At 71.6% G+C, this 6588-nt stretch carries 7 protein-coding genes; all 7 read right to left on the minus strand.

Going from position 1 to position 6588, the window contains the following annotated elements; translation table 11 throughout:
• Positions 1-67 precede the first annotated feature (67 nt).
• The 7 genes from JKV81_RS19940 to JKV81_RS19970 all read right to left on the minus strand — a co-directional run bounded on the left by JKV81_RS19940 (position 68) and on the right by JKV81_RS19970 (position 6549).
• On the minus strand, positions 68-1000 hold the full coding sequence (locus tag JKV81_RS19940; RefSeq protein WP_202077015.1) for a hypothetical protein: 933 nt from the start codon (positions 998-1000) through the stop codon (positions 68-70).
• Between the two features lie 30 nt (positions 1001-1030).
• The gene (locus JKV81_RS19945) at positions 1031-1198 is read right to left on the minus strand and encodes a hypothetical protein (protein ID WP_181396811.1); all 168 of its coding nucleotides are present in this window, start codon (positions 1196-1198) and stop codon (positions 1031-1033) included.
• 377 nt (positions 1199-1575) lie between these two features.
• The gene (locus tag JKV81_RS19950; protein WP_236057213.1) at positions 1576-2793 is read right to left on the minus strand and encodes a hypothetical protein; all 1218 of its coding nucleotides are present in this window, start codon (positions 2791-2793) and stop codon (positions 1576-1578) included.
• A gap of 135 nt (positions 2794-2928) precedes the next feature.
• Complete coding sequence (locus JKV81_RS19955) at positions 2929-3351, minus strand: hypothetical protein (RefSeq protein ID WP_109881765.1); 423 nt, start codon at positions 3349-3351, stop codon at positions 2929-2931.
• A 61-nt stretch (positions 3352-3412) separates the two neighbouring features.
• Complete coding sequence (locus JKV81_RS19960) at positions 3413-5188, minus strand: ParB/RepB/Spo0J family partition protein (protein WP_109881764.1); 1776 nt, start codon at positions 5186-5188, stop codon at positions 3413-3415.
• Between the two features lie 93 nt (positions 5189-5281).
• Positions 5282-5746 carry a DUF6197 family protein gene (locus JKV81_RS19965; RefSeq protein WP_202077017.1) on the minus strand — a complete coding sequence of 155 codons (465 nt, stop codon included), beginning with the start codon at positions 5744-5746 and terminating at the stop codon, positions 5282-5284.
• A 74-nt stretch (positions 5747-5820) separates the two neighbouring features.
• A complete protein-coding gene (locus JKV81_RS19970) occupies positions 5821-6549 on the minus strand; it encodes a DUF2786 domain-containing protein (RefSeq protein WP_202077019.1) in 729 nt (242 codons plus the stop codon).
• Positions 6550-6588: the final 39 nt, after the last annotated feature.

Genomic DNA, 6588 nt, shown 5'->3' on the forward strand with positions numbered 1-6588 from the left:
AACCAGCCCCCACCCCCTCCGAGGAGGACCCGCCGGAGGCTGCCTTTCGCTCTGGCCGGCATCCCGTTCACCACAAGGTGGACTGCACGGCGGACTTCCCGCTCGACCATGACCTTGTCGGGATCGAGGACTGCTCGGCTGGGGTGGCTGCCGCGTTCGGCACCTTCACCGCGGGGCAGTAGCCGCCTTCGTCTTCCCATCGGTCGGCGGCTTCGCGCTCGGCGCGTTCGTGCTGTTCGGTGAGCGTGACCGGCCTCCGGTAGAGCTTCCGTGCACTGGAGTCGAGCGGCGGCAGCAGGCGGGCGGCGGCCTTCTGGTCGTCGCGGCGCTTGTGGCGTCGCCGAACCTTGGCGAACCGCGCCTCGTAGGCTTCCCGGTCGGTGCGTTGCAGACCCGCCGGGTGGAGTCGCGCGAGTTCTAGGGCAACCTGGCCCATCGGGCTGGGGATCAGGGTGCGGGTGCCGTCGTCCTGGCGGACGGCGACGAGGAATCGGGCGGCGCACAGGGCCTGCGTCCGTTCGCGGTTGATCCGCCGGCCGCCGTCCCAGACGCCACGTCGTGCTGCCTGCCGGGCCCGTCCGCCCTGCCAGCACAGACGGCCGGACTCGGCGGCCTCCATCACACGGACGTGTCCCGCCGTCCAGCCGAGTTCAGCAACATGCCCTTGGGCGAGATACCGGTTCCTCGCCGCGCGGTCCGGGTTCTCCTGGTCCATGCCGGTGGCCGCCCGTTCCTCGGCCTCCTGCTCGGCCTCTTGCTGACGGCGGGCGCTCTCCTGCTCGGCGTACTCGGCCGCCGTCAGCTTCCGCTCCAGCTCGGCCCGCAGGTCGGCGGCGGTCGTCTCGACCCCGGCGGCCGACTGAGCACGCACGGCGTGGTCGACGGCCTGGCGGGCGCAGTACAACGGGGCGCTGCTTGGCATCGCGGGGTCGTCGGCGTACTGCTCCGCACGGTCGGCGTGGCGCTCGGCCTCGACGGCTTCCTTGTGGGCAGCGCGCATGACCACCTCCAGGCGGGCAGTGGCGCCCGATCAGCTGTGGCACACGGCGGTCATGGCGTCGTCGGCGGCGGTCATGGCGTCGTCGGCGGCGGTGACTGCGAGGATCGCGGCCTGCCTGGCGACCTGGATGCACGTCTGCGGAGACGGTTCTCCTGCCGTGGCGGCCTGGGGACGGACGGCGCAAGCGTTCTCGGGCATGGGGGTGTTCCTCGGGTGTCTCAGCGGTGCGGGCGGCGGCGAGCCGTGGCCTCGTCGTACGGGTGCCGCCCGTGGTCGCGCGGAGCGCGACGGACAGTGCCGTCGTGCCCGAAGGGCACGCCCTTCGGCCCAGCGTCCGGACGGAGCGGGAGGGCCGCCTGCGGCCCGGACGCTCCGGCCGGCTGCGAGCCGGGCCAGGCTGAGCCGTCCCGGAGGGACGCCCTTCGTACGGGGGCCAGTGAGTGGGGGCCGGCCGCCGACGCGGTCGGGCCCGGACGGCGGTGGGCGGAGCGTGGGGTGGGCGGCTCGACGCCGCCCACCCCACGGCCCGGCGGCCGGGGTCCGGCCGGGCAGTGCTTCCCGCCCGGCCGGGCCTGCTACGCGGCGACCGGTTCGCGTGCGGCGACGCGGCACCGGGTGAGAACCGTCTGTGCGGTCTCGCCGTAGATGCTGTGGTCCTTGACCGTGCCGGTCAGCTCGACCTCGTCGCCCTGGTCGGGGACGTCGGCGGCGCTGCTGAACCAGACGAACACGTTGCCCTGCGGGTCCTGGAACTTCACCAGTCGACGGCGCTGGGTCTGGTAGCCGTACGTCCGGCCCTCCAGCTCGATCACGGTGGTGACGGTGGCGGGGGTGGTGATGCGCTCGCCCACGGTGCCCTGCGGCTTGCTGTTCTGGGCGGCCCGCTCGGTGGCCTCCTTCTCCTGGTCGCGGTACCACCCCGCGATGGCGGACACGAGCGTCGGCAGGTGGCGCGGGTCAACGGTCTCGCCCTTCGCCAGCTGGCCCACCTTGTGTCGGTAGTCGGAGAGGCTGCCGTATCCCTGGACGGCCCACGCCCGGACGGCGGCGGCGGTGGTCGGCGCGTCGGGGTCGGCGTCGATGGCGGCCCGCCACTCCATCGGGGCCTTGCGGTCGAAGAAGTACGCTTCGACGCCGTCGGCGGTCGGCTGGGTGTTCTTCCACTGCTCAGACCGGCTGTAGAAGCGGCCCTCCGTGTTCACGATGGCGGCGGTCACCCGCAGGACCTCGGCCACCGGGACGCGGAGATCGGCCGGGATGCCGCCCTCTTCGCCGTCCCAATCGGAGTCCTTCAGCGTGCCGAACCGCCACAGGGCCTCAAGGCCCTTGATCGGCAGTCCGGTGTACGGCTCAACGCACGTGGTGCCCAACTGCCGCATCTCGCCGTTCTCGTGGCGGGCGAGATAGGTGGCGGTACGGTGCCTGGCGATGTTGCAGCCGTGACAGACGTTCGCGATGGCGTGGTATCCGCGCACGGCCTCGGCGTCCTGCTCGGGCAGGCCGGGGAACAGGCTGGTGATCGTCTCGCCCTCCTCGTCGTGGTCCAGACGGGCAAGGACGGTCCAGCCGTGGTGACGGGGGATGTCACCGGAGATCGTCACGGTGACGGTGGGGCGCTTGCCGATCAGGCGGCCGTCGATGTCGTGGTAGTCGGCCAGGAAGGGCGCGGAGACGTCGAGCGTGTAGGCGGTGAGCTTGTGGACGGCGGCGCGGGCGTTGGTGGCCTCGACAAGCTGGCGGACGCGGGCCTGGGCCGTGGCGGGGATGGGAAACCGCATGGCTGCGCTGGTCATCGTGGGTGCTCCTGCTGGTGAGAGAGGAATCGAGCGCCCGGCCGGGCGGGTTGCCCTCCGCGTACGGCCGGGGTCGGGCCGGCTGGCGGCCCGTGGGACCGGAAGGGGGTTGCCCTCCCCCTCCGACACCATTAATTAAACCATGTTTTGGGGTGTGGGGCAAGCATCCCGGCCGGGGATGTCGAGTGCGGCGCGGTCGCGCAGGAACGCGGCGAACAGGGCGGCGGTGTAGCTGTCGGCGGTGCCGTACGTGCGGCGGCAGTCCAGCGCACCGATGCGTTCGCCCCGGTGGCGGACGGGGAACGGCTGGCCGGGGGCCGGGATGGCGAGCGCGTACAGTCCGCGCGGGGTGTCCACGCGCAGGACGACGGCGGCGGCCTGGTGGTCGTAGGCGGCAGACCAGCGGGCGGGGCCAATGCCGAACTCTGCGAGTCCGCCCGCGATGGCGCGGGCCTGCATGATGTCGGCGGTGGTGCCGGGGTCGGGCTCGGCGGGGGCGGGGACGCATCCGCAACCGTGGTCGTCGGCGTGGGTGTCGAACAGAGCTGTACGGGTCACTGTGGGGCTCCTGGGGGTGCCGGGGGCGGTTCCCGCCCCCGGCGTCGGGCGGCTGAGGTGGTTAGGCGGCGGCTTCGTCGTCGCTGGCCGGGTCGTCGGCTTCCTCGGCCTCCGGCTCGCCCGCCTCCTCGTTGGTGCCGGGCTCCTGCTCGGTCTCCGGCTCGCTGCCGGACGTGATCGCGGCGCGGGGCTTCTTCTTCGACGGGTCGTAGGGCTCCTCATCCACGACCGACTGCTCAATGGGTGTGAGCGGGTACCCGAGGGACGCGAGCACCTGGAACCACCGGCCGGTGGGCTTCCGCGTCCACGGGGCGTGCTGGCTGTCCGTCCGCCACGCCGACCGGTTTGCGCACTTCTCCCGGACGGCGGCGATGGCGGCGAACTGGAGCTGAGGGGCCCGGCGCGGGTCCTTGGCGACGTGCCCGGCGAAGCTGCCCCGGTCCTTGGCCTGCTCGGCGTTCAGCCCCAGGAATCCGGCCAGGATCTCCGTGGTGCCCTCCTTGTTCAGGTCGTCGGAGATACCCCAACTGCCGTTCAGGAGAGCATTATTGACGTGTCCGATCAGGGTGTTGGTGGTGTTCTTCGGGAGGTTGCGCCGCTTGATCAGGTCCGTGATCCACTTCCGGCGCAGGGCCTCGGCCGCGTCCCAGTCGATGTTCCCCTTCTTGACGGCGGCGCGGGCGGCGCGCTCAGCCTCCTTGTCGGCGGTGGTCATCGTGCCGCCGCTGGCGCTGGCACCCTCGGGCACCGTGTGCCCGTACAGGCCGGGGGCGGAGCAGTAGGGCTCGTACCGGTCTGCCCGCCGGTCGTCGAACACCCACACCAACCCCTTGCAGTCGGCGTGCTCCTCGGTGCTGATGCCGCGCAGTCGCCACACGGGCATGGCGCGCTCGGACAGCTCCTCGGCGTCCCGGATCTTCTGCCCGGCCGCCTCCAGCTCCGCGCGGTGGGCCTCGGCCTTGGTCCGCTTGTCGCGCTTGGTCCGCTCGACGGCGATGGCCCAGTCAACGTCTCCCTCGTCGGCGTCATCGTCGGCGGCGGCCTCGGTGATCGCGGCGAGCGCTTCGGCGTCGTCCGCGAACTCCGACAGCGCGGCCAGGTGCTCGAACGTCCACTCGTAGCTGCTCGCGCCGCTGACGACGGCCGACAGCTTCTCGTCGGACCGGACCTTGACCAGCGTCTTGACGTCCTTCTGCCGCACGCCTGCGGCCTTGGCGATGCGGCCCAGAGGCGCGCCCGCCTCGGCCGCGCTGAACATGGCTTGGTTCACCTCGGAAGTGCTCAGGCTCTTGCGGTGCTGAGCGGTCGTGATCATGTCGAGGAACTGTCCGGCCGCGTCGCGGTCGTCGTCCTCCCACTCGTACGGCAGGTGGGTAAGGCCCGCGTCCGTCGCGGCGTGGTAGCGGCGGTTTCCGTCGTTGACCTGAAGGACTCCGCCGTCAAGGCGCTGGATCTTGACGGGGATGCGGCACCCCTCGGTGCGGAGCGATTCCACGAACGGCGCGTTGAGGTCCAGGTCTTCGCGGGCGTTCTTCGGGTGCGGGGTGAGCGCGTCAATCCGGATCACGGGGCGCGGGGTGACCGGCACGGCCTCCAGCCCTGCGGCGACGGCGGCGGCCAGTCGCTGGAACCCGTCGATGACCTGCGGCACGTCGCCGTGGGTGAGCACGACGTACAGCGGCTCCACGACGCCGTTGTCCTTCACGTCGGCCAGCAGATCGGCCGGGGCCTCGATGTCGCGGACGTTGCCGGGGTACGCGGCCAGCTCGGCGACCGAGAGGGTCGGCCACGGGGCAGGGGCAGTCTGGACGCCGGCCTGGGTCTTGGTGTTCGTCATCGATCCTTCTCTTTCTGGTGAGAGTTCTTCGGGCCGTTCGGCCCGGTGACGGTGTCGGTCGGGGGGTTGCCCTCCCCCTTCCGACACCATTAATTAAACCATGTTCTTGAGGGTGGGGCAACCGGGGAGGTTGTGATCGCCGTCACTCGGGTGCAGGGCTGCGGCGGCGCGGATCATGGCGGCGGCCTCTGCGGTGGTCCGCTCGGGTTCGTCCCCCCAGCACCACAGGAGGGCGCGCCGGTAGGCGTCCTCCGTGAGCCGCAGCTTTCGCCACCGGACCCCGGACACGGGACGGCCGTTGACCTGGTTGCTGAGCACCACAAGGGAGTCGAACAGGGCGCGTTGGAAGATGTTCCAGGGTTCACCGCGTACGGACCAGCGGGGCCGGACGGAGCGCACGCCGCGCTCCCATGCGTGCAGCACGGTGCACGGGGCGGTGTCGCCCATCCGGCCGGGCTGCCAGAGGTGGTCACCCTGGTAGAGCCCGACGCGTTCGATGTGGTCGGCGGCGGCAGTGAGGATGCGGGCGGGGGTGGCCGGGGGCTTTCGAGCGGGCACGGTCATGCCTCCTGGGGTAGGTCGCGGACTCGGCGGCCGGGGGCGGGGGACGGCCGCCCCCGGCCGCAATGGGGCTACGCGGCTATGGACCCGGCCGCAGTGCGGCCGATCCGCTTACCGCCGATGTCGGCGCGGCTTCCCGCCGCCCATCCGGCTCCGTACCCGTTGCCGGTCATGGTGGTGGTGCCCCCCTTCCGTGCACGGGGGTACGCCTGCTGATAGCTGCGCGAGACGACGACCTTGCGGTCCGCGAGCACGAGGGCCGCACTGCGGCCGGTGGCGGTGGTCTCGCCCCTGGCCTCGTCGCGTGCGCCGCGCTCGGCCTCCTCGATGCGGTCGCCCACCCGGTTGATGAAGCCGAGAAGCCAGGACCGACGCCAGGCACGCGCACCCTGGCCCGGCGGGACCGACTGAGCGGCCAGTCCGCTGTTCATCTGGAGAAGAAGGGAGGTGTAGAGCAGTTCGACACGCTGAAGATCGCTCGCGTACCCGAAGATGTGTACCCGGCGTGCCGGGCCGCTGCCGTCCCGCCCAAGGTGGATCAGCTCGCAGCCGAGAGCGAGCGCAATGCGGTTGATGAGGCGGACCCGCTCCATCGCCCACGGGTTATCCAGAACGATCTTGCGGTCCGTCGGGCCGTCGCTGGCCGGGTTGGCGTCGCTGAGCATCGCCTGTTCGACGCCGTACTTCGCCATCATCTCGAACGCCCGCTTCCGGGCCAACTCCGCCTCCGCCTCCGGAGTACGGGGGTCCTCCGCCTTAGCGAGAAGGGCGCGGATGGTTTCGAGCTTCGTGGTGCTCACGTTCGTTCTCCTGGTGAGAGAGGTTGTCGGCGGCCGGTC

Origin of the sequence: Streptomyces silvae, from assembly GCF_016745505.1 — a bacterium.
In the GTDB taxonomy this organism is placed as follows: domain Bacteria; phylum Actinomycetota; class Actinomycetes; order Streptomycetales; family Streptomycetaceae; genus Streptomyces; species Streptomyces silvae.